Source organism: Bosea sp. PAMC 26642 (assembly GCF_001562255.1).
Taxonomy (GTDB): Bacteria; Pseudomonadota; Alphaproteobacteria; order Rhizobiales; family Beijerinckiaceae; genus Allobosea.
In genome coordinates, this window is the sequence record NZ_CP014301.1 from 5,138,443 (window position 1) to 5,158,706 (window position 20,264).

25 protein-coding genes and 2 tRNA genes are annotated in these 20,264 nt (G+C 62.6%); 13 read left to right on the plus strand and 14 right to left on the minus strand.

Annotated elements, in window-relative coordinates:
• Positions 1 to 34 precede the first annotated feature (34 nt).
• The 7 genes from AXW83_RS24525 (at position 35) to AXW83_RS24555 (ending at position 6,595) form a co-directional block, all read left to right on the plus strand.
• Positions 35 to 220: a hypothetical protein gene (locus tag AXW83_RS24525; protein WP_156640378.1), complete on the plus strand. Its 186-nt coding sequence runs from the start codon at positions 35 to 37 to the stop codon at positions 218 to 220.
• Positions 217 to 498: a hypothetical protein gene (locus AXW83_RS24530; protein ID WP_066618655.1), complete on the plus strand. Its 282-nt coding sequence runs from the start codon at positions 217 to 219 to the stop codon at positions 496 to 498. The genes AXW83_RS24525 and AXW83_RS24530 overlap by 4 nt, the downstream gene beginning before the upstream one ends.
• Positions 498 to 3,032, plus strand: coding sequence for a hypothetical protein (locus AXW83_RS24535; protein WP_066618658.1), 2,535 nt, complete (start codon positions 498 to 500; stop codon positions 3,030 to 3,032). The genes AXW83_RS24530 and AXW83_RS24535 overlap by 1 nt, the downstream gene beginning before the upstream one ends.
• 65 nt (positions 3,033 to 3,097) lie before the next feature.
• Entirely contained in the window at positions 3,098 to 5,194 is a 2,097-nt protein-coding gene (locus AXW83_RS24540) for a hypothetical protein (RefSeq protein ID WP_066610429.1), read from the plus strand.
• A 78-nt stretch (positions 5,195 to 5,272) separates the two neighbouring features.
• Positions 5,273 to 5,815: a DUF5681 domain-containing protein gene (locus tag AXW83_RS24545; protein ID WP_335339328.1), complete on the plus strand. Its 543-nt coding sequence runs from the start codon at positions 5,273 to 5,275 to the stop codon at positions 5,813 to 5,815.
• A gap of 211 nt (positions 5,816 to 6,026) precedes the next feature.
• A complete protein-coding gene (locus tag AXW83_RS24550; protein WP_156640380.1) occupies positions 6,027 to 6,395 on the plus strand; it encodes a hypothetical protein in 369 nt (122 codons plus the stop codon).
• Positions 6,392 to 6,595: a hypothetical protein gene (locus tag AXW83_RS24555; RefSeq protein ID WP_066618661.1), complete on the plus strand. Its 204-nt coding sequence runs from the start codon at positions 6,392 to 6,394 to the stop codon at positions 6,593 to 6,595. The genes AXW83_RS24550 and AXW83_RS24555 overlap by 4 nt, the downstream gene beginning before the upstream one ends.
• A gap of 5 nt (positions 6,596 to 6,600) precedes the next feature.
• Here the strand turns inward: AXW83_RS24555 and AXW83_RS24560 are convergent.
• From AXW83_RS24560 to AXW83_RS24570, 3 genes are all read right to left on the minus strand, one after another.
• Positions 6,601 to 6,673, minus strand: a tRNA-OTHER gene (locus AXW83_RS24560).
• A gap of 138 nt (positions 6,674 to 6,811) precedes the next feature.
• The gene (locus AXW83_RS27380) at positions 6,812 to 7,288 is read right to left on the minus strand and encodes a hypothetical protein (RefSeq protein WP_156640382.1); all 477 of its coding nucleotides are present in this window, start codon (positions 7,286 to 7,288) and stop codon (positions 6,812 to 6,814) included.
• A 100-nt stretch (positions 7,289 to 7,388) separates the two neighbouring features.
• Entirely contained in the window at positions 7,389 to 7,628 is a 240-nt protein-coding gene (locus AXW83_RS24570) for a hypothetical protein (protein ID WP_156640385.1), read from the minus strand.
• Between the two features lie 237 nt (positions 7,629 to 7,865).
• Between AXW83_RS24570 and AXW83_RS24575 the strand changes: the two genes are divergently transcribed.
• From AXW83_RS24575 to AXW83_RS27385, 6 genes are all read left to right on the plus strand, one after another.
• Positions 7,866 to 8,174 carry a hypothetical protein gene (locus tag AXW83_RS24575; protein ID WP_066618671.1) on the plus strand — a complete coding sequence of 103 codons (309 nt, stop codon included), beginning with the start codon at positions 7,866 to 7,868 and terminating at the stop codon, positions 8,172 to 8,174.
• Between the two features lie 108 nt (positions 8,175 to 8,282).
• Entirely contained in the window at positions 8,283 to 8,600 is a 318-nt protein-coding gene (locus AXW83_RS24580; protein WP_156640387.1) for a DUF6894 family protein, read from the plus strand.
• A gap of 562 nt (positions 8,601 to 9,162) precedes the next feature.
• Positions 9,163 to 9,681, plus strand: coding sequence for a hypothetical protein (locus AXW83_RS24585; RefSeq protein ID WP_156640389.1), 519 nt, complete (start codon positions 9,163 to 9,165; stop codon positions 9,679 to 9,681).
• Positions 9,682 to 9,839: 158 nt separating this feature from the next.
• A complete protein-coding gene (gene ligD, locus AXW83_RS24590) occupies positions 9,840 to 10,775 on the plus strand; it encodes a non-homologous end-joining DNA ligase (protein ID WP_082767388.1) in 936 nt (311 codons plus the stop codon).
• A gap of 950 nt (positions 10,776 to 11,725) precedes the next feature.
• A complete protein-coding gene (locus AXW83_RS24595; RefSeq protein WP_236841766.1) occupies positions 11,726 to 11,947 on the plus strand; it encodes a hypothetical protein in 222 nt (73 codons plus the stop codon).
• A gap of 95 nt (positions 11,948 to 12,042) precedes the next feature.
• The gene (locus AXW83_RS27385) at positions 12,043 to 12,207 is read left to right on the plus strand and encodes a hypothetical protein (protein WP_156640391.1); all 165 of its coding nucleotides are present in this window, start codon (positions 12,043 to 12,045) and stop codon (positions 12,205 to 12,207) included.
• A gap of 611 nt (positions 12,208 to 12,818) precedes the next feature.
• On the opposite strand, the gene AXW83_RS24600 is transcribed toward AXW83_RS27385, so the two are convergent.
• The 11 genes from AXW83_RS24600 to AXW83_RS24645 form a co-directional block, all read right to left on the minus strand.
• Complete coding sequence (locus AXW83_RS24600) at positions 12,819 to 13,058, minus strand: hypothetical protein (RefSeq protein WP_066618684.1); 240 nt, start codon at positions 13,056 to 13,058, stop codon at positions 12,819 to 12,821.
• 1,247 nt (positions 13,059 to 14,305) lie between these two features.
• Entirely contained in the window at positions 14,306 to 14,581 is a 276-nt protein-coding gene (locus AXW83_RS24605) for a hypothetical protein (RefSeq protein WP_066618687.1), read from the minus strand.
• A gap of 3 nt (positions 14,582 to 14,584) precedes the next feature.
• Positions 14,585 to 16,129 carry a YfjI family protein gene (locus tag AXW83_RS24610; RefSeq protein WP_082767389.1) on the minus strand — a complete coding sequence of 515 codons (1,545 nt, stop codon included), beginning with the start codon at positions 16,127 to 16,129 and terminating at the stop codon, positions 14,585 to 14,587.
• Positions 16,122 to 16,355, minus strand: coding sequence for a hypothetical protein (locus AXW83_RS24615; RefSeq protein ID WP_066618690.1), 234 nt, complete (start codon positions 16,353 to 16,355; stop codon positions 16,122 to 16,124). The genes AXW83_RS24610 and AXW83_RS24615 overlap by 8 nt, the downstream gene beginning before the upstream one ends.
• Complete coding sequence (locus tag AXW83_RS24620) at positions 16,355 to 16,930, minus strand: transcriptional coactivator p15/PC4 family protein (RefSeq protein ID WP_066618695.1); 576 nt, start codon at positions 16,928 to 16,930, stop codon at positions 16,355 to 16,357. The genes AXW83_RS24615 and AXW83_RS24620 overlap by 1 nt, the downstream gene beginning before the upstream one ends.
• Complete coding sequence (locus tag AXW83_RS24625; RefSeq protein WP_156640393.1) at positions 16,927 to 17,238, minus strand: winged helix domain-containing protein; 312 nt, start codon at positions 17,236 to 17,238, stop codon at positions 16,927 to 16,929. Before AXW83_RS24625 ends, AXW83_RS24620 begins: the two co-directional genes overlap by 4 nt.
• The gene (locus AXW83_RS24630; RefSeq protein ID WP_066618700.1) at positions 17,231 to 17,440 is read right to left on the minus strand and encodes a hypothetical protein; all 210 of its coding nucleotides are present in this window, start codon (positions 17,438 to 17,440) and stop codon (positions 17,231 to 17,233) included. The genes AXW83_RS24625 and AXW83_RS24630 overlap by 8 nt, the downstream gene beginning before the upstream one ends.
• A gap of 4 nt (positions 17,441 to 17,444) precedes the next feature.
• Positions 17,445 to 17,660 (minus strand): hypothetical protein, encoded by a 216-nt coding sequence (locus AXW83_RS24635; protein ID WP_066618701.1) that lies wholly within the window; start codon positions 17,658 to 17,660, stop codon positions 17,445 to 17,447.
• A 155-nt stretch (positions 17,661 to 17,815) separates the two neighbouring features.
• Entirely contained in the window at positions 17,816 to 18,616 is an 801-nt protein-coding gene (locus AXW83_RS27390) for a hypothetical protein (protein ID WP_156640395.1), read from the minus strand.
• Between the two features lie 100 nt (positions 18,617 to 18,716).
• Positions 18,717 to 19,940 carry a tyrosine-type recombinase/integrase gene (locus AXW83_RS24640; RefSeq protein ID WP_066618705.1) on the minus strand — a complete coding sequence of 408 codons (1,224 nt, stop codon included), beginning with the start codon at positions 19,938 to 19,940 and terminating at the stop codon, positions 18,717 to 18,719.
• Between the two features lie 175 nt (positions 19,941 to 20,115).
• Positions 20,116 to 20,202, minus strand: a tRNA-Leu gene (locus AXW83_RS24645).
• Positions 20,203 to 20,264: the final 62 nt, after the last annotated feature.

A 20,264-nucleotide genomic window follows, 5' to 3' on the forward strand; every position in this document is an offset into this window, starting at 1 on the left:
GCGCATGATCGAACTCGAATTTCAGGAGGCGTCCATGCATCCATGCCGATCCAAGCGAGGCAAGCGCACGGCGACCTTGATCTGCGGCGTCGAGCCCGAGCTGAGAGCAGCCGTCGAGGCTGAGGCCGATCGCCGTGACACGTCGCTGTCGAGCACGGTTCGCGCCCTGATCCGCGTGGCTCTCGCGGCTGGGCGCAACGACCGTTCGGTGTCGGCATGAGCGGGACCGTCCACGAGTTCGCCGCCGGCCAGCAGGCGCGGCTCTCAGCGCAATCGCAGAGCCCGCCGCTCCCGATCGAAAAGCACATCGTATCGGCCGCGCTTGCCGCAGAGCGCGTCCGTGCCCTGGCGGCTCAGATGCTCCTGGTCCTGCAACACGCCCCCCGCGACGCCGCCATGGTCGATCGCCTGCAAGACGACATCATCGCGGCCTGGTCTGACATTTACGACCACCATGGCGCCTATCGGGCGGTCATCGAATGCGAAGGACAGGCTTGATGGCCATCTTCCAGCCCCGCCCGTTTCAGATGCCGAACTTGCGCACCGATTACCGGGCGGAGAACAGCGCCTTCGCCAATCTCGGGCAGACCCTCGGCGACCTTATCCCGGACATGCGCAAGCAGGATGAGGAAACCCGCAAGCGCGACGAGGAACTGCGGAAGCGCGAGGAGCGGGCGCGCATCGGCAAGGGCATCGCTGACGGCACGCTGGACCACACCAAGGCTGCGGGCGGTCTAGCGACCCTCGGCGACATGGGCAATGCGATCGAACTGCTGAGGATGGGCGAGGCGGCGAAGACCCGCACGCTTGGGCAGGAAGCGACGCGGGGCCTGTTCGGCGTCCTCGGTGGTGGAGGTTTGCTTGGTTCAGATGCATCCGCGCCGGCACCTTCGACAGGATCCGGCCCGGCGTCGCTGATCCAGAACGAGAGCGGTGGACGCTGGAATGCCGAGAACAACGCGGTAGGAGCAGGAGGCCAGCGCGGTCACTTCGGGCGCATCCAATTTGGACAGGCCCGCTTGCAGGAAGCCCAGGACGCCGGGGCGATTCCGCCTGGCACGACGCCGCGCGCATTTATGGCCTCGCCGGAGCTTCAGCAGAGCGCAGAGCGCTGGCACTGGAACGATATCGATCTGACCATCAAGGCGAACGGCTATGACCGTCTTGTCGGCCAGCCGATCAACGGTGTGCCGGTCACGATCGACGGCTTGCGCGCCGTCGCCCATCTCGGCGGCAAGGAAGGGATGCGCAAGTTCGTCGAGAGCGGCGGCGCGTACAATGCCCGCGACGAAAACGGCACGTCGCTGATGGACTACTTTAGCCGCCACGGCGGCCAGCGCTCTCGGGTTGCGCAAGGTGATCCGGACATGCCCGCAGCCGGCGCGACGCCCGCCCTGATGGACGGCGGTCAGTCCGGGTTTGCGGTCCCCGGTTCTCCTCCCATGGACGGCCGGACTTTCAACGGTATTCAGGACGGTCAGCGCCTCGATCCGACTTTCCAGAGCGAGGGAGCCACTCAGCCGTGGATGAATACGGCGCTCGGCAAGCCCCGCGTTCCCGACAGCGCCAGCAACGACCCGATGCCGCCTTCGCGCCCCTACGACCTCGGCGCCGATCTGCCGGCCCGTGGGGCAGTCCCGGCCATCGGCCAAATGCCGAATGCGGGGCCGGCTCAGCCCGACTATTCAAACGCGAACGACGCCGGAGCCCGTCAGCTTCTGGTCCAGAGCGAGGAGCAGCGTCGCGGTCAGTCGCCCGCTCCGGCCTCGGGCGTATTCGCGATGACGCCTGGCGCCGAGCGGTCGGGGCGGGCTCTGGAACAGGCGCCGCAGAACCCTGCCGCCTCGCGTCCGGCGCAGCCCTCGTTCGCCGATCGTCCGGCCATGGGCGCGACCCCGGCCCAAGGTCAGGGCTATGCACCGCAAGGCGCTCCGCCTCCGGTCGCTCCGGCTCCTGCTCAGCCCGTCGCGCCGGTCCCAAGCGCAGAGATGCCGCGCCCGACCAACCGCGAGGAAGCCAAGGAGTATCACGCGACCCGGCAGATGGAGGCAGCGAAGGGCAAGGCAAACCAGATCGCGACTGCGCTCGCCAACCCCAACCTGCCTGCCAACGCTCGCGCCGTCGGCGAGATATTCCTGAAGGAAGCGCTTGAGGCCTCCAAGGTGCCCGACAGCGTGAAGGAATATCTTTATGCCAAGTCCATGGGCTGGACGACCGCGAAGGGTCCCAACGAGTACGCTCGCGAGAAGACCAAGACGACGCCGGCCGAGGAGGTCGAGGGTCGCAAGGGCGGAGCGGCCGCAGCAGGGCTGAAGCCGGGCGATGCCGGGTATCAGGGCTATGTCCTGACCGGCAAGATGCCGCGCGAGGACATGGGGCCGCTGACCGCGACGGACAAGAAAGCCATCCTCGATGCCGACGAGGGCGTGCTCGCGGCCAACACGGCAATCGACGCGCTTAAGACCGCGAAGAAGCTCTCGCCTCAGGCTCTCGGCGGTTGGGGCGCCAGCGGCAAAGCATCGGTTGCGAACAACCTGCCGGATTGGATGGTGCCTGATCGGCTTATCGGCAGCCCTCAGCAGGGCGAGTCCACGGCTGAACTTGAGAACGTGGTGACGAGCCAGGCGCTTGCGCAGCTCAAGTCCATCTTTGGATCTGCCCCGACCGAGGGCGAGCGCAAGATCCTGCTCGATATCCAAGGCTCGATCGGCCAGCCCGACAACGTCCGTCAGAAGATCTACGACAGGGGCATCGCCATGGCTGAGAAGCGTCTTGGCTTCAGCCAGCAGCGCGCAGACGAGCTTCGCGGCGGCGGGTTCTACAAGCCCGGCAGCGGCCAGGGCCGGCAGCAGGGCGGAATGACCCAGCCCGCTCCCCAGCAGGCCCAGCCCCAGGCCCAGCAGCCGCAGCAGCGCCAGACCGTCGCGGCTCCTGCGCAGGCGATCGAGTTCCTGCGCGCCAATCCCGGCGCCCGTCAGGAGTTCGATGCGAAGTATGGACAGGGCGCTTCGGCGTCTGTGCTGGGGCGATAGCGATGGCTAATATCTTCGACCAGTTCGATGCGCCTGCCCCTTCCCCTGCCAGGGGAGTGCCCTCGATGGCGCAGCCCCCCGCCCGCGCGTCCGGCAATGTCTTCGACCAGTTCGACGCGCCAGCCGCGCCGAGTGGATCACCTTCCGGCTTTGCTACGCGAGGGCAACGCGAGGGCGGCAACATGCAGGAGGCGGAATATCTGGCTGACGCGGTTCGCACGCGCGTTCAGCAGGATCAGACGAGCCCCATGGGCCGGCTCGACGCCTATGCCCGTGGTGTCGCCGGATGGATGCCCGGCATGAACAAGCTCGCCGCTGCTGGCGATGCTGCATTCGGTGCTGGTCAGGGCGAAGGCTTCGGCGAGCGCTACAGCGACAACCTGATGCGCCAGCGCGCCATGGATACGGCAGACGAAGCGCTGAACCCCGGCTCGAGAATGACCGGCCAGGGCGCGGGCCTTGTCGCGACCGCTGCGGTGCTCCCGGCGGCCAACATCGTCAAGGAAGGTGTGCGGGGTGGCGCCACGATCAACGCAGCCACGACCGGCGGCCTCTATGGTGCATTGACCGGCGCCGTCGAGACGGATGGCGGCATGCAGGGCAAGGCCGTTGGCGCAGCCCAGCAGGGCGCCATGGGTTTGGCGGCAGGTGCCGTTGCCCCAACCTTCGTTCGCGGCGCTGAAGCCTTCGCCCGCGCGACCGGGAGGCTTGCCAGCAGCGTTGCTCGGCCGTTCCGATCGGCGCTCACCCCCGAGACCGAGGCAGCACGCCGGATCAATGCCGCGATGGCCCGAGACGGCGTCGAGGACCCGGCAGCCCGTCTCGCGGAGATGCAGGCGCAGGGGGCTCCGGCTGTCATAGGCGATGTCGGTGGAGAGACCACGCGGGCGCTGGCTCGATCGGCTGCGAACCTTTCGACTGAAGGCCGGGGGGCGCTGACCGAGGCGACCTCAGATCGCTTCGCCGGCCAGGGCGATCGGATCACGGATCTGCTTAGGGGGTTTGGCCCGTCCGCCGCTGGCAAGACGCTGGACGAATTGCAGGCCGCCGCCCGTGCCGCCAACCGCCCCGCCTACGGTCGTGCGTACGCGCAAGGCGGAGGCGGCCTCTGGACGCCCGAGCTGGAGGGCCTTGCCCAGGCCCCGGCGGTGCAGGACGCCATCCGCAGTGTGATCAAGACCGGCGCCAATAAGACCGTCGCCGACGGCATGCCACCAATCCGCAATCCCTTCACGACCGATGCCGCAGGCAATCTCACGCTCGCTCGCCAGGCCGATGGCTCGATCGCACGACCGAACTTGCAGTTTTGGGATTACGTCTCCCGCGAGCTTCGCGGGAAGGCGGGGGAAGCAGCTCGTGGCGGCAATAAGGATCTGGCGGGCGACTACACCAACCTGCGCCGTCAGATCCTCGGCCATCTCGACGAAGCCGTCCCCGCCTTCCGGGAGGCGCGCTCAGGCGCTGCGCAGGCGTTCCAGGCGGAGGACGCGCTGGAGGCCGGCCAGAAGTTCGTCATGTCCCGCATGGACAACATCTCGGCTCGCAAGGCGCTCGCGCGGATGAATGCGGCCGAGCGCGACCTATTCGCCGAGGGCTTCCGAACCGACTTGATCGCCAAGATTCGGGAGACCGGCGACGGCCGCGACATCGTCAAAGCCATCTTTGGCACGCCGGCTGCCCGTGAGCGCGTCAGCATCGCCCTTGGACCGCAGCAGGCAGTTGCCCTTGAAGGTGCGCTCGCTACCGAGACGGCGATGCTGCGGTTGCAGGCGGCCGTAGGGGGCAATTCCAGCACGGCCTATCAGTTGGCCCAGCAGGGCATGGCGGGCGCGGTAGGGGGAGCTGCGGGCTATTATCAGGGTGGAAGTCCCGGGGCAGTCGCTGGCGCCGTCGCAGGTGCCGCCCTCCGAAATGGGCGCATGAAGCTCGACGCTGGCCTCGCGAAGAAAATAGCGGAGATGCTGGCAAGCGGTGACGTGAAGCAGCTCCAGAAGGTCACCAAGATGGCGGTGAAAAGCCCCGGCATCATGAAGCTGCTCGGCGGCATTGCAGACGAAGCCGGCAAGCTCGCCGGCATCACCTCAGCGGCTCCACTTGAGGTAACGGTCAGGCCTCGGATTGTTCAGGGCGGCATGCCAGCCGCAGCCGACGACGAACAGTAGAAAGCCCCACGGATAATCGATGACCAGCCAAACGAAAGCCATGGCAGCAATGAAGGCGAACCGTCTCATGATGTCAGCATGCGCGTTGCGTTCGGCGCCGGCAAGGACCGCTGGCGCGTTGATGAGCGCAAGCTTTGCCATGGTCGCATGGGCGATGATGCGAGGGCTCGTCTGATGGCTCGCCACGCTGATAAAACAGCGAAAGAACAGCGGGGTGCTCCGTTTGCCCCTGGCGCGTCTCCGAACCCGTCAGGGCGTCCGAAAGGCTCACGCAACAAGGTGACGCTTGCGATCGAGGCACTTCTCGATGGCGACGCCGAGGCGTTGACCCGGAAGGCGATTGAGCTTGCCCTTGCTGGCGACATGCAGGCGCTGCGCCTCTGCATGGATCGCATCGCACCCGCTCGGAAAGACAGGCCGGTGTCGTTCGAACTGCCCCCGATCGATAGTGTCGACGACCTTCCGAAAGCGACGCAGGCCCTCATGTCGGCGGTGGCTGCTGGCGACCTGACGCCTTCCGAAGCTGCCGAGCTCGGTAAGCTGGTGGATGCCCATGTGAAGGCGATCGAGGTGACGGACCTTTCCCGCCGTCTCGATGCTCTGGAGGGTTTGCGGACATGAGGCATTCAGTCAGTCATCGGCTTGTGATGCTGGAGGCGCGTCGCCGGCCACGCATCCATATTACGCCAAAGGCCGAGCGCGATGCAGCGGTCGCTATGGCACTGGCCGACCCGGAATGGTTCCACCAGATCGGCGTCAGACTACTTGGTGGCGACTACCCCGGCGCCCGTGCTCATCACGCAGCGATACTGGCAGCATGGAGGGCGGACACATGAACCTCGCAACGATCGAACGACGGCTGAAGGCACTGGAGATCCGCAGCAGTCGTGACAACCGGCCGACCATTGCTTTTGTGATCTGGGAACACACCCTTGATGAGGCTGACGCCACGCTTAAGCTTGCCATGGCTGAGGGCGAGGTGAAGGTCGGCGATCCGATCATCCTGGGCGTCATCCCCAAGCCGTGTCCCCTTCCTGCCATCCGCTGGACCGACATCGCGGACTTGTCGCTCGTCGAACTGGAGTATCTCTCGACTGTCCATGATGGCGGTGGAAAGGGCGATTATCAGGCTGCTCGCTCGATGTCCGACGCGGAGCTTCACGCATCTATCGTCGCCCGCCTGCCGAGGGCCGCAGCATGAGCCGAGAAATCAATAGGCGCTTGGCTAACTTGGAACGAGATCGAGGCGGCGCCCGCATCCGCTACATCGTCAGCGACCGTCCTCTAACCGAGGACGAGTGGCACGCGAGCAAGGATGACGACGGCTTCCTGTTCGACGAGCCCGATGAGCTTGCGCCGATCTTGACTGAGACCGAATGGATGGAGCGGTTCTGCGTCTGAAGGATTGGAGCGGGCGTAAGGGATCGAACCTTCGTCTTCAGCTTGGAAGCTGACGCTCTGCCATTGAGCTACACCCGCGTCTGGAGCAGCAATTGATGATGGCACCGATAGTGTCAACTCGTGGCCGTATCCGATTTCCAAGCGTAGTTAAATTTTGTCAACGCGCTTGGTCTCTTGATTGCTCTTACCCAGCGCAGCGAGAAAGGAGATGGTGCGTCATTGCCTACCTTCCACCGCCGCCTGAGCTTGTAAACCTTGCGCATTGGATTTCTTGCGAGGCAATTGCACTTCAGGCGTCACCGGGATTTCTACGCTGTGCTGTAAACGGATCAATTCCTGCTGCACGTCTTTCCAGTATGCCTGGTGCAAATTCCGGATGACGAGGTAGATCGCGCAAAAGGCGACTGCCGACACGAAAATAACCGTAAGGATATCCTCAATCAGTTCGTGTTCCGGCTTTGAGAGCCCGGTGAGCACACCAAAAAGAGCGGCGGCGGTCGAAGCGGCGACAATGCCGGCAAACATCGGCCTGATCGACGGGGGCCGCGAGTATCGTAGCGCGCTGCTTTCTGCCTGATCGAACACGGACGGTTTCAACATTAGCCATAACCCCTTTACCGACGGTCGCTCCTCATAAGGCAATGGCTCGACCGCTCCAAATGTTGTGCCGTTATGGGACTCGATGATTGCCACCAGATGGAGAGTATCAGGAAATCTGACGGCCAGTCGAAGTGGATGGACTGGAATGAGCAGTGCACTCTGAACGCTAAGACTGACACTTTCGTCCGAATCCTCAGTCGATCTCGAAAACCGATGCCGGCGGCTCCTTGGGAACCGGTAACGCCGTCCGCCAGTGCGTTGGACGCCACATCAGGGCCTCCTCGCCATCCTCATGTACCCAAGCATCGGTTTCCCAGATTTGCCCGGCTGGGCGATAGCGCGCGCGGGCGAGGATCGTGCCATCTGTAACCTCGACGACGTCACTGATGTCCTTGCGAACCGGCGGCGCTCCCATGCTCCACATTGTCGTCATCTCAACCCTGGCCTTCGTTTGTAACGGCACTGGGCGACCAGAAGCCGATGGAATGACGGATCATGTAGTCATGCCCGGGGTGACTGCGCCGACACAGATCAAGCCCACGCTTCGCTTTACCTAAGGTTAACCTCGGTTCGGCATCATGATCAGACTTCTGGAGGAGAGACTAACTTACCCCGTCGTGCTGCCCCCCCGGCGCGACGGGGTATTTGTTTGAATGACAGGGAGGTTTCGATGACAAAAACAGGCGTGGTCCGGCTTCTAGCCGCACTTGCTTCAATCGCAATGCCATCGCTCGCTGCGGCCAAGGGGTGCCCGGGAACTTTCCTGCGCGACTCACAAGGGTACGCCGCATCGGAGGGCGGCGCAGAACCAACCGCCGATCGCCGCGCGAAGGGCGAGAACGGCGTCTTCCTGTACTACACCACCATGGATAGTGAGCGATATTACGAGATCAAAGGCGGCGACGCGCACAAGGCTAAGGCAGTGAAGTTGGCGACCGGCTGTCGTCTGCCGAAACTGCGGCCGGGCGGAAAATATTGAAAATGCTCAATAGGGCGCGCCAACCCGCAAATCTCCTCGCCGGCGGGGGCATCGGAACCAGGTGCAGGAATACTCGTTCACCAAATGGGGCACATGAGGTCCAACGAGATGCCTAAGTTCACGATCACCACGGACGCGGGTTCTGGACCCGAGGTGCCCGATGAGCCTATCGAGTTCCCCCATACCAAGGCTGCTACCGACGACGCTCAGATCGCCCTGGCCGAGATGGCTCGCGAAAAGCTTCCCAATGGCAAGAGGGCCGACTTTGGCGTGAAGGTCGAGGACGAGAGCGGCAAGGAGGTCTACGCCGCCGAGATGCATTTCCAGGCGAGGACCGAGGACGACATGGCTATGGAGCAGGACGAGGCCGATTCCGCCGCGCAGAAGGTTGCATCGTGCCTAGCCGGCGGCAGTCCGCGCGGGTGATCGATTTTTATCCAACGAAAGAGCCGCCTCCGTCGCTAAAATGGCAGTGTGGAAGGATTTTTGTTGGCCTTTTTGTTGGCCTATCCAGATAGACGCTGAACATAAACTGTAATTTGACAGCCACTTAGCCACCAGATGCGTTTCCTTGCTAGGGCGTCGAATCGATTTCCGAGAGGTTTCGGGCAGCCCTCCCTGTTCGCCGGGTGCGAACGAACGGTCGGGAAGTGAGAGGGCTGGATTTCCACCTTTCCCATCTTGCCGCCGCTAGAAGCAGATCCCCGAGTTCACCTTCGGCCGCGGGATGGCCTTCGCCGGCAGCTAAATCAGCAAGTCGACTTACCGCCCGTACGTAATCTGCATCGGAATTGATGATGCTAGTGACGTCTCGTCGCCTTGAGCCTTTCGGCGCCATCCCATCCCCCTTGGCTGGCGATCGAGCTAGACGAGATGCGTCTTGCTCGATGACAGAAGTTCGGCAACGCGTAGAAGGCTAAAAGGCTGCATGCTTTGGAACGATTCCCCAAGGTCATTGTTGCGACTCGCGTGAGTTGCGGAGTTGGTCATGCGAGAGCATCGGATGTTGCGGTCGGGCTTATCGTCCGACGTTGCCAAAAGCCGTCTTCCGCCGCGGGAAGACGAGCGTCAGGGCGCCCTTGATCTCGATCCGCCAGCGTCGACAGCGTTAGATAAGATCGAGCGCCTCTCGGCCGAGAACACCAAGCTCAAGATGCAGCTTGCGCGGGTCGAAGCGCAGTTTCCCAAGATCGAGAGCACCACGTATCGCTCCTACAACCCCGTCGATGGTTGGGTCGACAAGGTCGACGCCATCGCCGAGCAGGCTGCCGGGTTTGCGGCTCAGCTCGCCGAGGTGAAGGCGATCCGGACCACCGGTGAGCCAGACAAGACCGATGCTGAGGCGGTCAACGCCAGCATCGCCATGGTCGCCGAGGAAGCCGACGCGCTGATCACCTCGTTGATCGAGGACGCCGAGGCGCATGATTTGGAGGCTACGGGGCCATGGATGAGCATTCCGCTCGTCGATTGCCAGAAATTCGAAACACCTTCGCGAGATGATGAGTAGCGCGAGCCCGTCGACCGCCAATCGTTGAGTTCTGCGTTCCGGAGTTCTGGTCTGTGTGTGCGCGTCGAGTCCTGCGTTCCGGCCCCGAGGCCGACGTCGCCCGTAGTCCGCTTGCGAAGCGTCGTGACACCCGTCAGCGGGCTATCGACCTAGACCCAATGCCGGACCGTGTGGAGCCCTGCCTGGCGCTGCTGGCGGCCAAGGCGCCCACCGGTGACGAGTGGGCGTTCGAGGTCAAATGGGACGGCTATCGCCTCGCCGTGCATCTTGAGCCAGGTCGCAAGGTCCGCATCCTGACGAGAGGCGGTCATGACTGGACAACGCGCTTTCCGACCATCGCCCACGATATGCGCGATTTGAAAGTCGACAGCGCCATCCTCGACGGCGAGGCGGTCGTCCTAGACCATCGGGGAGCTTCCGACTTCGGCGCGCTGCAGCAGGCGCTTGGCGGTCGGGGTGGCAAACGGTCTTCCGCGTCTGCTCTCTTATATGCGTTCGATCTGCTCTATCTGAACGGGCACGATCTGCGCTCCATGCCACTGGCGGATCGGCGCGCCATGCTCGACGACCTCATCGGTAAACAGCACAGCTCGATCAGGATGAGCGAAGAGGTCAACGCTGAGGGCGCGCCCTTCCTGAAACTCGCCTGCGAGATGGGCCTTGAGGGCATCATCGCCAAGCGCCTGGACGCGCCCTACCGATCCGGCCGCGGCGGCGACTGGCTCAAGATCAAATGCGTCCAGTCGGAGACCTTCCTGATCATTGGCTACGAGCCGTCTGCAGCGGCACTAGGCGGCATCGGGCGCCTGCTCCTGGCGGCGCGCAAGGGCAAGACCCTGGCATATGTGGGGAGCGTCGGGACGGGCTTCACGACCAAGACGGCGACGGAACTGAAGCGTCGTCTGATGAGCATCCTGATCGAGAAGCCCGCCGTTGCTGGCGTGACCACCAAAGGAATGCGGTGGGTTGAGCCGGCGCTCGCCGCAGAGGTCGCCTTCCGGGCCTGGACGACCGACGGGAAACTCCGGCACGCATCGTTCAAGGGTGTGCGAGACGATGCTGATGCCGGTGAGATATTCATCCTCGCGACCTGACGCGGGACCACTTGTCAAAGGTAATTGCGGAACTCCGCCCGCCGTTCTCGATTGATCGATCTCCTGGCGAGGGTATCGGTAGACGGCCATGCGGAACGACAACTTGGTTTCAACCGCTGAGCGTGCTCGCGGAGACCTTGCGCTCATGCTGGCCGTTTGTGAGGTCGTCTGCATATCGACCAAGGCAACGTCTCTACAGGTCGAAACCGCGACAAATACTCGGCGATCAATTGTCTCGGCGATCAACGGCGCGACAAAGCTAAAGGTCCAGGTCGCAAACGCTCGATTCGAAAAGCTAGTTGCACTTCTCTAGGCGACTGCACTTTGCTCGAATCACAAACGCTGCGCATCTTTCCAAGACGCTGCGGCGGGCCTGAACCCCAGGGTCTCGCGGAATAGTCGCTGGTGGAGAGAGGCCTCCACCGGCGGCGCTTTTCCTTGGAACTTGATGGAATCCAGAAAGTTGTGCGTTGGCGACAAAAGCCGACCACCTCAAGGACGACTATCTATGGCCGAATTGACTTTGCCTAACTCGCCGCCCGCGCGGATGCACAAGCGGATGTGGGCAGGCCTCGCGTTTGTCCTGATCTTGATCGCTCTATCCGGTCTGAACGAATTCTCAGATCTACCCGTCGATTGATTGGCGCTAGCAGCGCCATGTCGACGTCAATAATTCTGTGGGGCTTGTGCTTAGCCGCCATCCTCGGCGGCATCGCTTGGATCTCGATCTCGCCGTACTGGTAGTCGGCCGATGGTCCTTGCGTCCCGGCTTCCTTCCGGGCCTACTTTGCGTCCGCGACCGAACCGAGGCGTGCGCGAACTTGCCATGCTCGGATCGTCTCGTTCAAGCGCACTTGGCTGAGATCAGACCTGATGTCGGCCTCTTGGGAACAAGCGTCCGCCCTTCAGCGTCCTCTGCGCGACGGGCGCCCTGGTAGAGGTAGCGCACGATGAAAAACATGATGGAGCTGGAAATGGCTGATGCAGTCGATAACCTCGAAGACCGGATCGCGATGGCCCGACGGAACATCGAGGATCTGACGGCGCAAGCTACCGGCGTTTCCGGCGCCGCCGCCGAGGAAAGTATCGCGGCGCGGATCAACGACCAGCAGGACCGGTTGAATGAGCTTCTTGGGCAGCAAGAGGGCCAGGAGGGCAACATCTCGACGTGAGGCAGCACTTGTGCCCCTGAGGCTTCGGAGGAACCATGTCTGATCAAGACAATCCCAGCGCGCCCCTCGCTGATGTATCGCCGGAAGATTCAGCTTTGGAGCTGCTCGACGAATATCAGGATGCCGCGATCGATTATTGCGCTGACGGCGTCCGAGAGGCGAAGGCGGCGGGCGACGACGTTGCCATGTATCATTGGCTCAGGGTTACGCGGGAGGTCGTCCGCCGGCTGATCGCGCAGCGGGAAGAACTTGGTGGTTGATCATGCGAGCCGGCGGCGGCAGTGGCCAGCCGGGTTCTCGGGTTAGGGCCGCTCGTCAGCCAGCGCGACGCGCCGAAGCCTACCAAACCTCAGCTTCGCCCGACCGATGCAAGCAGAGAGATGAAGTCTGCAAAGAATCGTTGGTGCAGGGACCTGGAGTAGCGTTGTGGATCAGACCGAGTTTCGTTGCGAGACATGCGGTTCGCCCCATGTCTCAATACCGGACAATCTTTCTTTCGAGAGCCAGGTTCTGTGCGGACGATGCGCGCGGCCGTTGGCAACTTGGGGAGAATATTGCCGCGCAATCACCCTGGTGCTCGCGAACGATAGTTCAGGGAAGGTCGTCGCGGACCCCATACCGACCAGGCTTTAGACCGTACAAATTAGAAGATACCGCGCCGGCTTCATGCAAGCCAGAACTGCCGGCATCTCATTTTTCCGTACCGAGCTAGCCAAATTGCCTTCCAGCTGCCCTGCGGCCTTCCAAGGGCCTTGGTGAGTTTCGGGACCAGTGCGCGCCCGTGCGCGCGCGAGGCAGGATTTCGTCGCCAGTATGCGCACGGGCGCGCACGGCCCGGATTTCTGTTTCACATACTGCGGGAAGACAAACCTCAGCTCCGCTCGCGTCTCGCATCCGGCCGCTCGTAGAACTCCACGATGCTCATCCGGGACGTAAGATTCCTCCCGCCGCAGACGGAGCAGCGGAAGCGCATGGCGATGTCGGGTATCGGCAGATCGGGCGCCATGGTGTCGATCTCGACCTCGACATGGCGGCTGCACGGGTTGCACCAGATCTCGACCCTGTGACGACCTTGGGCGAGCTGGTCGCCTACCGTCGCCGGTTGGATCATGCTGCCGTCCCGATTGTAGGCGCGTCTTGGATTTCTCATGGCTCGGCCTAGGCAAGGGCGCCTAGGCCGGAAGCTATGCCGTGCTGGACAATGAGTCGAGCAGACCGGCTTTGGCCACTAGACTCTGAGGAACCAACATGTAGTCTGATCTTACTTAAAGGGAGGGCTACCTATATGCGTACGAACTTCAAATTCGCCTCGGTCTTTGCGCTAGCAATATTTGGCATTTCCGCTTCGACAGCTTTGGCGCAAGAAGGCTGTAAGACGGTCGCTGCGTCGTGTTCGCAGATGAACGCTACCTGCGAAAAAAACTGTCAAAACGGAAATAACCCCAGCGCATGCGTGGCTAGAATTTGTTCTGTCAGCATGAATGGTTGCAAGGCCAACGGCGTCTGGAAAGCGTCGGCTGCGGTCGCGTGCTGGAAGACGAGCAATCGTAGCTAGCCTGGCGGTAGCTAGGGACAAAGCTAGTCCGCTCGTTGCCGAGCCTGCAAACGAAGCTCTAATGGTAACTCCATGCAACAGTTAGGCATCATTACCGCATTGTTGGGCATATTTGCATGGCCAGCGATGGCGCAGAACGCCCGCCAACCTGTAGCGCTGGTCTTAATACCAGGCGCGGGCGGTCTTCACCCGCTAGATTTTCTAGTGCAAAGCCAGCCCACATTTGAAGCTGCAGGCTTTACAGTCGAATATACGACGAGCGCGGGTCAGGCCTCATCAATGATTGCTCGGCTAAAGGCGTCAAATGCACGGGTCGTCCTTGTTGGTATGAGCCTTGGCGCCGTCACCGCTGCTCAAGCAATCGCATCGGGTGCTCGGCCAGATGCGGTAGTGTTCGCTGCCGGCGGCCTTCTTCCACCCGGTACACCTAACGGCTCGGTGGTGGAAGCATTGGGTGATCCGTCGCGGCTACCTAAGACGATGGTTCTCCACCATCGCGACGACGGCTGCATGATGACGCCGCCTGAGGCTGTACCGGAATTCGTGCGCTGGTCGAGAGGAAGGGCCCGAGCAAACTGGGTAACAGGTGGTGGCGGCTTTGGACCACCATGTCGACCTAACACGCCCCATACATTCACAGGTCGTACCACTGCCGCAGCCAACGCGATTGTTCAGTTTGCCCGTGCTGGGCAGTAACGGCGATCGAAATGGCTCTCCCCGTTCGCACGCGACAGCCTTGAACTTTGGCCGGGCTGGAGCCGAAGAGCTGGGATAGGCGGGAGGGGCGGTGGTCATCACCGCCCCTAATGTCGTGTCGGGCTGATCTGGGCTAGAGCCAGTCTCTCGGCTTCATCGCGGGGAAGCCCTGCGTCGTACTCAAGTATGGCGGCGCGCTCGTCGTAAAGCGCCGCCGCATCCTCTTCCGCCGCGGAGGAAAATATTGCGCTATTCCCCTCAGAGCGAACTGACAAAATCGCCGAAATTGGCTCAGACGGCATTCTGTCAATTTTGTCAGTGCCGTTCCTGCGCATGTGCATGTTTTTTTCATGCTCGCGCAGTCGGTCCAGCCACTTGCTCATCGCTCAGCCCTCCTGGCCTGCAAGGTGGGGGTTCCAGTCGAAAGCCGTGGTCGGACGCCCGGCGCCGGGGTGGCTGACCGAGCGCTCGCGGCAGTGATGGGTCGATGCCAACACCTCCAGCGCCGTGGCGACGGACTCGCGATCGGACAGGCCGGTCCACTGCTTTCGGTGCACATCACGCGCGGTGAACAGGTCGGGCAACTGACCTCGACGCTCGATGATAAGGCGGGCGCTTTCCTCAGCCATCGTCTGCCCGGCGGCATAGAGCCGGTTGGCGTGGGTCCGCAGATAATCAGCCCAGCCCAACGCCCGCAGAATGGCCGTGTCACCGATCAGGTCGTCACCGTCCCCCTCGATCAAGTCGAAGATGAGCGCCAGGCTGGCGACCGTCTTGGGCATCTTGAGGATGTGGCTTTCAAGTGCAGACGGCAGCGACCGGGAGCGTGCTTCCTTCTGAATGCTCTCCATCCACTCCCGGAACGCATCCTGCGCCGCCGGTTCGAACCGCATGATGCGGGGTTCGCCATCAGCACCGGGCTGGATATCGCGAACGTCACGGAAGATCCGATCCATGGCCAGCCGAGCGGAAGCATCTGGCGCCCGATCGATCCACCTCCATGACGAACTGGCATCCGGCCAGACGGTCATCTGCAATCGCTGAAGAAGCCCGTCGTTGCTGACGCCGGAGACAGCACCTTTGACCAGCGGAATGATCCGCGACGGTTGCACGCCCCCGATGATCGAGATGGTGCAGACCTCAATGCGAACGGTCCCACGGCCGATCCGATCGAAGGTGAACGAGCCGGTTCCGTTGAACGCCTCCAGATAGAACGCTCGCTCGCCCTGGCACTCCTGGTCTTCCATCCGGGAGAGGAAGCCCGGCAACTCGTCGCGGATAAGAAGCAGCCCGTTGCGGTTTTCGTTCAGCAGCTCGCCGAGCTTCTCGACCGTCGCATCGTTGACGATCAGGCGTGGCTCCGGCGGCATCTCCTCGCCGTCGCCGCCGGCCTCTTGCAGAAGCTTTCGTGCTGCCTCCCGATCGCCCGACTTCATCGCCTTGAGTGCCTGGCTCTTGGCAGTCTTCGCTCCAAGCTCGGCAAGCATCTCGTCTTCGGCAAGAGTGGCGCAGCGCTGTTCCCAAAGCTGCCGCATCTCGTCCTGAAGCATGAAGGCCGGAGCCAGAGCGGAATCCATCGCCGGGCTCTTCATCGCCGAGGGCGGGCCGATAATGGCCCCCCAGAGGTTTGGCACGATGGTCCAGTCGTCATGCTGCTTTGGCCGAACCCGAACCTTGTTGCCGACGACGGCGGACAATCCGCACAACGCCGCGACCGCGACGAAGTCGGCCGGGCTCTGTTGGCGATCCGCGACATCGAAGACGTAGCGACGCAGCTGTTCGGGGAGCAGATCGGCGCTGAAGCGCGCTACGGGGGGAAGTGTGCTGACGATGGGGACCGGCCTAGGCCAGCCCCCTCCGTCTACCACACGCAAAGCAATCGGTCTGGCGCCGTTGCCGATGGTCAGTCCGGTGGTATCGATCTCAGCCATGGGCGCTCGCTTCCGCAGTGCGCGCCTCAAGGTCATTCACAAGCCCGACGACGGCGCGCACACGGGCGGTCAAAGATTTCACCGAGTAGTTGAAGCCGGGAGCATCCCCGGCTTCGAGATAGTTCTGCGCCATCCCGGCGTGCATCGCGACGAAGCCAAGTTGCTCCAGCATGAACACGGCGGGGTCGGCGGCGGCGGGCGCGATCGAGTTGGCGTGCGTCTGCATCAGCGCGACCCCTCGATATCACCACGCTCGATAGCGATGCCGAGCGCGCCATTGATCGCGGCCGCCAGCGCCGGAAGATGCTGAACCGACATTGCGATGCCGGATTTTCCGGGGCGCAAGTCATCGCTGCCTTCCGGGCGATACCAAGTGCGGATGTTGACGACCGGCTTGCCGTTGAATTCTTCCAGCGCGACGCGGACGACCTCGCGCTGGTTTTTGGCCCACTGGCTCAGGATCAAGACGGGGGCGTTCATGCTTCGCCTCCCACCATGCCGGCGCACCCGATCGCCATGAACGAACCCGAGCAGCCAGGGGCCAAGCACCAGCTCCATGTTGGCCGAGTAGCGGATTTCCCCCGCCTCGCGGACAAAGCAGTTGGAAAGAAGGGTGTTCGCGAAAATCAGGCACGACGTGGCGTCCTTGATCTCCTCGCCAATCTCTTCCTCCGGAAGCCCGGTTGCGGCGAGCGCGCGCCGGAACACTGAGTCATAGCTGACGGTCGCGGGCGTCTCAGCGACATGCTGTAGGATGCCGGCGATGAGCTGAGCACGCAGCTCGGGAGTAGCGTTTGTCATGCCGCTTCTCCCGTCTTTGCGCCGTGATCGACCGCGATGATCTGGACCTCGGTCGTGAGGAAATATCGTCCGTGATGGCCGATGCCGTGGCTCTCGGTTTCAGTGCGGATGCCGACGCCCATGCCCCTCAAATCGAAGACGTAGGCGCCGAGGCGGTAGGCCGGACCGCCGGGGAAATCGAGGCCCGAGACACCCTTGCTGCCGCGCTCGACGAGCGTCAGAAGCGTCAGCGCTTCGCGTCCGGTGGTGTTGATGAGGGCGCCGCCGGCAATGCGGGCGAGCACCTTGGGGAAAGACCGTTTAGCCATGGATGCGGCCCTCCGGAAGAAAGCCGGCATGGGCGGCGATGACCAGCGCGACGCTCGGGGAGACGGTGACGCGAGCGAGAATGCGCTTGAGCGCGAGTGCCGTCGTGATATTGTCCGAGTTGATCGCTGGTGAGCTGATCGAAGTCCCGGACCCCTTGGCCGCCCTGCACGGCGCCTTGGGGTTCATCTTTTTGTGGGTCATGGCTTCACGCGGCCTCCGCTTTCGGGGAGGCGCCAACCAGCGCATCGATGTAGCGCTTGATCTCGCTGGCACGAATATAGGTGCGGGGGCCGTTACGAACGACGCTCAAACGACCGGCCCGAACCTCGCCGTATCCTTTGGAGGGGCGAAGCCCCGCCATCGGCAACGCCTCGCGGATCGGCACCAGCGGGTCTACAATTTCCGCAATCTGATGGGTCATAGTGCTTCCTCTGTTTAGCTGCGCGCGGTGGCGTGCAACTGGTGGCAGAGGCAACTTCGAACGATTTCCCAGGGAGTAAAACTGGGGCTTAATTCTTTCTTTCCAGAGATTTGCCTGGCATTAATTCCCCGCAATCGGGGGAGAAACCCTAGGGGTTAACCCCTGGCGGGCCTTTTGCGCTTGAGAAGCTCGCGTGCGATGGCGAGACTGTCGGCGTCGTTGGACCGAGCCGCCAATGCTTCCGCATGATCCAAAACCCGAAGGGCAATGTCGCGCCGTTCGATCAGTGCATGCGTTTCCGCCAAAGACCGGAAGAATGCATATCGATCATCAAATGACGATTGGGCAATCTCGTCTGTCGCATCGCCTCCCGCAAAAACCTTATGCCACTCAGCGATAGCTGCAGCCAGTTTATCGGCGGGCAACGGTCCCACTTTTGCGGTCGGCGGCCAGCCGAAGTGAGGATGTCGTTTCGCGACTAGCTCGCATGCTGCGCCTTTTCTTGTGCCGTCCTCCATTAGTAATGAGACAGCTGATGCAATGTATGCACGCGTGCGCCATACGTCCCCTCTAGCCGGCGGCGCGCCGTTGGGGGGCGAGGCACGCAGAACCGGATGAACGGTACCTGCATCTAGATCGCTGAGAGCGTGTGCCAATTCGAGCAACTCCACCGAGAGCGCTGGTGATAGGCCAAGGCGTCCTAGGTGTTCAGAAAGTGAAGCAAGCGCGCAGATATAGCGGATCCGTGAGCGAGGTGCATGCCGCTCCGAATGACCGAAAAAATCATTTCCTAAGTCCGAGGCCAGGCGCCCAGCCAGCACAAAGTGGTCGGACGCCACTTTGGCGAGTTGAGACCTTGAATAGTCGGATAGATCGATTGGCTTCGGCTCAAGCTCGGCCTGCTGCCATCCTTCGGCATCAAGTCGGTAACTTGCAGAAATCTTCGGATACTCCACGTCGCACCTCGCGACGCACCGAATGCAAAAGGATGGGGCAGGCGCGCGGTGCGTCGCGCTTTTCTCCTGGCCGGGATAGCCCCATCCAGCTCGGGCAATGTCAGCCGGCTTCCTTGGTTGGCATTGCGATGACTTTCGCGCCGCTGCGCAGTGTATCGAGATAGTCCGCCCACCACTGGCTCATGCGAACGCGCTCATCCCAATGCTGGCCACGCGCGTAGGCTCGACGGGTCTCGTCCTCGTCCTGATGAGCCAACGCGCGCTCTACGGCATCCGGGTTCCATTTGCCCGATTCGTTCAAAAGGGTGGACGCGGCAGCGCGAAAGCCATGGCCCGTCATCTCATCGACGCCGTAGCCCATGCGGCGAAGTGCAGCGTTGATGGTGTTCTCGGACATCGGCCGCGCGGTCGTCCGCACAGAAGGAAAAACGAGCTTCCCCTTGCCGGTGATGGCGCGCAGATCCTTCAGGATGGCAATTGCCTGAGACGGTAGAGGGATGTGGTGCGGCCGGCGCATCTTCATCCGCTCGGGCGGGATGGTCCAAAGCGCACTATCCAGATCGAACTCGGTCCACTCGGCATTCCGCACCTCGCCAGGACGGGGGAAAAGGAGCGCCATGAGCTGCAAGGCTGCCCTCGTTGCGGGTTGGCCCATGAATACGTCGATCGCCCGCAACAGTCCGCCCACCTCCTTCGCAGCCGTGATGGCCGCGTGGTGCGTGACGGTTGGCGCAATCAGGGCGCCCCGAAGTGCGAAGGTCGGATCATTCGACGCGCGTGCGGTCGCGATGGCGTAGCGGAAAACCTGGCCGATCGTTGCGCGGAGACGACGAGCTGTCTCCAGCTTGCCCCTGGCCTCGACCTTGCGGAGGACGGCCAGCACTTCGGCGGCACTAATATCCGCGACTGGCCGTCTGCCGAGCGCAGGCCGCGCGATGTCCAGAAGCCAAATCACCTTCTCGATGGTGCGCTCCGCCTTCTTCTCCCGACGCTTCCTCGCAATCAGTTCGTCCGCGATCAGACCAAACGTGAGCGCCTTGCTGGCGCTGGCTGCGATCCGTCCGAGCTTCTTCTGCTCGGATGGGTCTTGGCCCGCTCGCAACTGGTCCTTGGCCTTGTCCCTCGTGGCGCGCGCACTGCGAAGATCGATCTGAGGGTAAGGGCCGATCGAGAGTTTCTTTTGCTTGCCCTCGTAGCGATACGCGAGATTCCATAGCTTCTTGCCTGTGGGCATCACCCACAGTTGGAGGCCCTCGCCATCGGAGAGCTTCTGCACAGCATCGCCGGCCTTGGCATTGCGGATCGCGGTATCGGTGAGAGGCATCGTGTTGGCCTCGGATCGCCTGAGAGTGTTGGTTTTCGCGCTAGACCAACAGCAGAGCCAACAATGGCGCTGGCTGTCAACGCATGCCGCTGCACACCACCGCAAAGAAAAACCCCCGAGACCAGTGGTCTCAGGGGCTTTTTCGTATGTCGGCGCACGCCGACGCATACCAATGTGGTGCCCAGGAGAGGACTCGAACCTCCACGCCCTTGCGAGCGCCAGCACCTGAAGCTGGTGCGTCTACCAATTCCGCCACCTGGGCAACGGCGGTTCGTTTACGGGGGCGGGGAGGGCCTGTCAACGCATCAAACGACAATCGTGACG

Excerpts from the sequence above, each read along its gene's own strand:
- AXW83_RS24550 (WP_156640380.1), top strand. The coding sequence starts at position 6,027 with ATGAACCTCGCAACGATCGAACGACGGCTGAAGGCACTGGAGATCCGC.
- AXW83_RS24540 (WP_066610429.1), top strand. The coding sequence starts at position 3,098 with ATGGCGCAGCCCCCCGCCCGCGCGTCCGGCAATGTCTTCGACCAGTTC.
- AXW83_RS24535 (WP_066618658.1), top strand. The coding sequence starts at position 498 with ATGGCCATCTTCCAGCCCCGCCCGTTTCAGATGCCGAACTTGCGCACC.
- ligD (WP_082767388.1), top strand. The coding sequence starts at position 9,840 with ATGCCGGACCGTGTGGAGCCCTGCCTGGCGCTGCTGGCGGCCAAGGCG.
- AXW83_RS24610 (WP_082767389.1), bottom strand. The coding sequence starts at position 16,129 with ATGGCTGAGATCGATACCACCGGACTGACCATCGGCAACGGCGCCAGA.
- AXW83_RS24575 (WP_066618671.1), top strand. The coding sequence starts at position 7,866 with ATGACAAAAACAGGCGTGGTCCGGCTTCTAGCCGCACTTGCTTCAATC.
- AXW83_RS24615 (WP_066618690.1), bottom strand. The coding sequence starts at position 16,355 with ATGCAGACGCACGCCAACTCGATCGCGCCCGCCGCCGCCGACCCCGCC.
- AXW83_RS24570 (WP_156640385.1), bottom strand. The coding sequence starts at position 7,628 with ATGACGACAATGTGGAGCATGGGAGCGCCGCCGGTTCGCAAGGACATC.
- AXW83_RS24595 (WP_236841766.1), top strand. The coding sequence starts at position 11,726 with ATGAAAAACATGATGGAGCTGGAAATGGCTGATGCAGTCGATAACCTC.
- AXW83_RS24530 (WP_066618655.1), top strand. The coding sequence starts at position 217 with ATGAGCGGGACCGTCCACGAGTTCGCCGCCGGCCAGCAGGCGCGGCTC.
- AXW83_RS24525 (WP_156640378.1), top strand. The coding sequence starts at position 35 with ATGCATCCATGCCGATCCAAGCGAGGCAAGCGCACGGCGACCTTGATC.
- AXW83_RS24625 (WP_156640393.1), bottom strand. The coding sequence starts at position 17,238 with ATGGCTAAACGGTCTTTCCCCAAGGTGCTCGCCCGCATTGCCGGCGGC.
- AXW83_RS24600 (WP_066618684.1), bottom strand. The coding sequence starts at position 13,058 with ATGATCCAACCGGCGACGGTAGGCGACCAGCTCGCCCAAGGTCGTCAC.
- AXW83_RS24640 (WP_066618705.1), bottom strand. The coding sequence starts at position 19,940 with ATGCCTCTCACCGATACCGCGATCCGCAATGCCAAGGCCGGCGATGCT.
- AXW83_RS24630 (WP_066618700.1), bottom strand. The coding sequence starts at position 17,440 with ATGACCCACAAAAAGATGAACCCCAAGGCGCCGTGCAGGGCGGCCAAG.
- AXW83_RS24620 (WP_066618695.1), bottom strand. The coding sequence starts at position 16,930 with ATGACAAACGCTACTCCCGAGCTGCGTGCTCAGCTCATCGCCGGCATC.
- AXW83_RS24545 (WP_335339328.1), top strand. The coding sequence starts at position 5,273 with ATGCGCGTTGCGTTCGGCGCCGGCAAGGACCGCTGGCGCGTTGATGAG.
- AXW83_RS24555 (WP_066618661.1), top strand. The coding sequence starts at position 6,392 with ATGAGCCGAGAAATCAATAGGCGCTTGGCTAACTTGGAACGAGATCGA.
- AXW83_RS24605 (WP_066618687.1), bottom strand. The coding sequence starts at position 14,581 with ATGAGCAAGTGGCTGGACCGACTGCGCGAGCATGAAAAAAACATGCAC.
- AXW83_RS24635 (WP_066618701.1), bottom strand. The coding sequence starts at position 17,660 with ATGACCCATCAGATTGCGGAAATTGTAGACCCGCTGGTGCCGATCCGC.
- AXW83_RS24585 (WP_156640389.1), top strand. The coding sequence starts at position 9,163 with ATGCGAGAGCATCGGATGTTGCGGTCGGGCTTATCGTCCGACGTTGCC.
- AXW83_RS24580 (WP_156640387.1), top strand. The coding sequence starts at position 8,283 with ATGCCTAAGTTCACGATCACCACGGACGCGGGTTCTGGACCCGAGGTG.